Source organism: Kitasatospora sp. NPDC058032, assembly GCF_042885845.1.
Taxonomy (GTDB): Bacteria; Actinomycetota; Actinomycetes; order Streptomycetales; family Streptomycetaceae; genus Kitasatospora.
The window spans coordinates 694-4,365 of record NZ_JBHVRK010000060.1 but is presented as its reverse complement, the minus strand read 5'-3'; the positions used below and the strand labels follow the sequence as shown (position 1 = coordinate 4,365).

The 3,672-nt window shown below is 67.0% G+C and carries 4 protein-coding genes and 1 pseudogene; 1 reads left to right on the top strand and 4 read right to left on the bottom strand.

Annotated features, from left to right (window positions below):
• The 3 genes from ACFVUH_RS37185 to ACFVUH_RS37175 all read right to left on the bottom strand — a co-directional run.
• On the bottom strand, positions 1-426 hold a 426-nt coding region (locus ACFVUH_RS37185), incomplete at its 3' end, for a transposase family protein (protein ID WP_387918058.1).
• Between the two features lie 152 nt (positions 427-578).
• Positions 579-1,175, bottom strand: a complete 597-nt coding sequence (locus tag ACFVUH_RS37180; protein WP_073772436.1) for an HAAS signaling domain-containing protein — start codon at positions 1,173-1,175, stop codon at positions 579-581.
• Positions 1,176-1,185: 10 nt separating this feature from the next.
• Entirely contained in the window at positions 1,186-1,560 is a 375-nt protein-coding gene (locus tag ACFVUH_RS37175) for a PadR family transcriptional regulator (protein ID WP_073772435.1), read from the bottom strand.
• A gap of 390 nt (positions 1,561-1,950) precedes the next feature.
• On the opposite strand from ACFVUH_RS37175, the gene ACFVUH_RS37170 reads away from it, so the two are divergent.
• A protein-coding gene (locus ACFVUH_RS37170; protein WP_387918055.1) for an IS5 family transposase occupies positions 1,951-2,831 on the top strand; the annotation gives its coding sequence in 2 pieces (ribosomal slippage) (positions 1,951-2,311 and positions 2,311-2,831; 882 coding nt in all).
• 427 nt (positions 2,832-3,258) lie between these two features.
• Here the strand turns inward: ACFVUH_RS37170 and ACFVUH_RS37165 are convergent.
• A pseudogene (locus ACFVUH_RS37165) lies at positions 3,259-3,611 on the bottom strand (amino acid permease); the annotation flags it as partial.
• Positions 3,612-3,672 lie beyond the last annotated feature (61 nt).

Sequence of the window (3,672 nt, the reverse complement as noted above, 5' to 3'; positions counted from 1 at the left end):
CCTGTCCGCTGCGCTCCCAGGCCGGGCCGGGCTGCGCCCGGCCAGAGTGGCATGGCGGTTTCCCACCTGGTTCGGGTCACCCCCGTCCGCCCGGCTGTCGCCGACGCGGTCGCATTCGGCAAGGGTCCCCTCCAGCAGGACGAACTCCGGATCGTGCTCACGCAGCGTCTTGAGGAGGCCAGGGGCTTGTTCGGCGAGCAGGCCGGTCACGACGGTGACGTACGCGTGGGCGGTGCCGACGGATATTCCGAACCCGGCCGCGATCCTGGTGGGAGTATCGTGGCGGCGCAGGTACACCAGAGCGGCGAGCGCACGTTGGTGCGGCGGGAGCTTGCAGCGGCGGTCACCCTCGCGGGTGACGACGAGCATGGTGACCCACTCGACCAGAGCGTGAGGAAAGTCGAGTACGGCAGGACAGGGAACCAACAGGGCTCCTGTGCCGATGGGTTGAGACCTCGAACACCTCCCTCAACGGCACGGGGGCCTTGTGCGTTGCGGCCCCCACCTCGACCTGACCGGCGTCACCCGATCAGTAGCCACGCTGAAAACGCTCACTCCGCTGTCACAAAACCGAAAGATCACGCCTGGCGATCCCTGGTCCGCAACAGCCATCCCACGCCGGCCAACGTCAGGAGAAGTCCGGCGACGGCCCCCGGCCAGCGCCATGTGTCGATCACTGCGTAGTTGCGGGGTGCGACGAAGGCCAGGTACCAGATCACGTTCATCGTGGCGGGCAGGAGTGTGGCCAGGATGAGGCCTGCCCATTTGCGGGCTGCCGTCCAGTAGCGGGAGCGGCACACCATCACTACGGCCGTGATCTTCATGGCTATGCTGATCCAGCTCAGGAGCACATGGTCTCCCGCGTAGGGCAGCACGGTGCTGATTATCAAAAGGAGCAGCGGGAGCCAGGCGGGGGAACGGTGACGCTTCGGTGTGCGTGTGGGGGATGTGGTGGTGTGGCCGAGTTCGTGGAGGGCGGTGTTGGCGATCGTGCGGGGGTCACCCACTTCGTGGAGGATCGCGCGGACGTCGCCGGGCCGTTCGGCGCGCGCGACCTCTATGTGCTCGCTGAGGTCGGCGAGGAGTTCCTGACGGGCTGCCGGGGGCAGTGCCGTGCTCTCGCGTTCCACGGTCGCGAGGTACTCCCGAACCAGGGTGTTGTCGTCGGTCTTCAAGGTGCGCCCCTCAGGGGTTGTGCCGGCGCCCGTTGGGGGGCGAAAGGAGGTGGTCGACGGTGTCGCGGAATGCCGGCCAGAGGCCGGTAAAGGAGTCGAGCGCGGTGCGTCCCGCATCGGTCAGCTCGTAATAGCGGCGCGGCGGGCCGGTGGAGGACTCCTGCCAGGTGGTGACGACGAGTTCGTCGCGCCGGAGCCGTGAAAGCAGGGGGTAGACGGTGCCCGGGCTCGTGGCGAGCACGGTCTCCTGCAAGTCCTTCAGCAGCTCGACCCCGTACTTGGGCCCGTCTCGCAGAAGGGCCAGGACGCAGTACTCCAGGACCCCTTTACGGAGCTGGACCTCGATCTTCTCCGGAACCTGATTACTTGCTTCACCGGCTACCATGCAGCACAAGATACCAGGTCTCGCATGTATTTGTCCGTGAGCAGGTGTGCGCAGCCGCTCCACGGCGGCCGATCAACCGCTTCCCAGCTTCATGCCACGAACGCGCCCGCTCAGAGGGGCGACCCGCACGCGCTTGCTACGCGGCCGAGACGACCGCGCGCATCGCGGCCAGGCGGTCACCTGGACCACCCGCCAGACCGAAACCCACAGCTGGAACAGCCTCAACGACGAACAGCGCGCACGCCTGGAAGGTCTCGGGCTCACGCCCCGGACCACACCGGCCACGAAGGGGAAGGGCGCTGGGGCGTTCGAGCGGGGCATCACTGCACTCACCTAGGCACTGTCCGGCGGATCATGTGACTTTCCGGCCGGTCGCTCATTGGTTGGGTCATGGGTCGGGGGGATCTGACGAATCGAGAGTGGTTGCTGCTGGAGCCGCATCTGCCCTCGCTGGGTGGCCGGGGCGGCCGGTGGAACGATCACCGGACCGTGCTCAACGGGATTCTGTTCCGGGTCCGCACCGGTGTTCCGTGGCGTGACCTGCCGGAACGCTATGGCTCGTGGAAGATCGTGTATGAACGGCATCGCCGCTGGTCGGCGGATGGTACCTGGGACCGGCTCCTGCAGGCGGTCCAGGCCGACGCCGACCTTGCCGGGCGGATCGACTGGTCGATGGTGGGCGTCGACTCGACGTCCTGCCGGGCCCATCAGCACGCGGCCGGCGCCCGCAGGGTCGGACCGCGGGTCCCGAAAAAAGGACGAGGCCCCGGCACCACCGCCCCGATGAGGGACTCGGACGGTCCCGGGGCGGTCTGACCTCCAAGATCCACCTCGCCGGTGAAGGCGGCTGCCGCCCCATGGCTCTACTGATCACCCCAGGCCAGTGGGGTGACGCCCCGCAGATGATCGAGGTCCTGGACCGGATCCGGGTTCCCCGGCCGCTGGGCGGACGGCCCCGGACCAGGCGCGACCATGTCAGCGGCGACAAGGCTTACAGCTCACGCCGAAATCGCCGCTACCTGCGAAGACGGCGCATCACACACACGATCCCCGAGCCGAAGGACCAGCGGGCCAACCGCCGGCGCAGAGGCAGCGCGGGCGGCAGGCCAGCTGGCTTCGACCGCGAGCGCTACCGGCGCCGCAACGAGGTCGAGCGGACCATCAACCGGCTCAAGAACTCCCGCGCGGTCGCCACCCGTTACGACAAAAGGGCCTACGTCTTCCACGGCACCGTCACCGCAGCAGCAGTCCGCCTATGGCTCCGCCCATGATCCGCCGGACAGTGCCTAGGACTGGAAGCGAGAATGCCGGCCGGAAAAGGGTGACATCAGGCGGCGAAGCCGATGTTCGTCACCTATTCGTACTGCCCGCTGGCCCCCTAGATCCAGCAGGACACCGGTGGTCCAGGCATCCTCCAGGACACGGCCGTCACCGGCACTCCAAGCAGTCACAAGGGAATCCCAGCAGCGACTATTGATGTACCGGTAAACGAGAGTGCACCGGTAAAACACGAAAACCTGGGCCTGATCAAGGAAACAAATCCCCACTCGGACGTCGCCGGAGGAACTGAGACTCTTCAAGAGACAGCAGGGCCAGGACACGTTCCACACGTTCACCCTGACCATCCTCAAGACGAACGACCTCGCCGAACAAGCCTGGACCATCCTGCACCGCACCGTTCTCGACGAGGTCCTGGGGACCTCCCACGAGAGCCTGTCCTTCATGGACAGCGACATAAGTGTGAGCTGCTGGCTGGGCTGCTCGGTCGACGGCGGCAGCCACGATGGTGCGGGCGAGCAGGGCGGATTTGTGGACGCCTGTGTAGTCGACTGCGGTCAGGGCCATGGCGGCGCAGGAGGCAGTCTTGCCGAGAGGGAATGCCCGTCGGCCAGGTAGCCCTCAGAAGTCGCCGAGGCGCTTGCGACCATAGGCATAGGTGCCCCCGAGGCGGGATAGAGGGTAGCGAGCCAGGCGGAGGAGGTGGCGTTGCAGTAGGCCACGACCACTGCCGGGGCGAGGCTGAACAGCAGGCTGGAGCCGGCCGCACGGGCGCGGTCTGTTCGTCGTGGAGTTCGGCCCCCGAGCGTGATGGGACAGGCTGAAGGTGTGGAG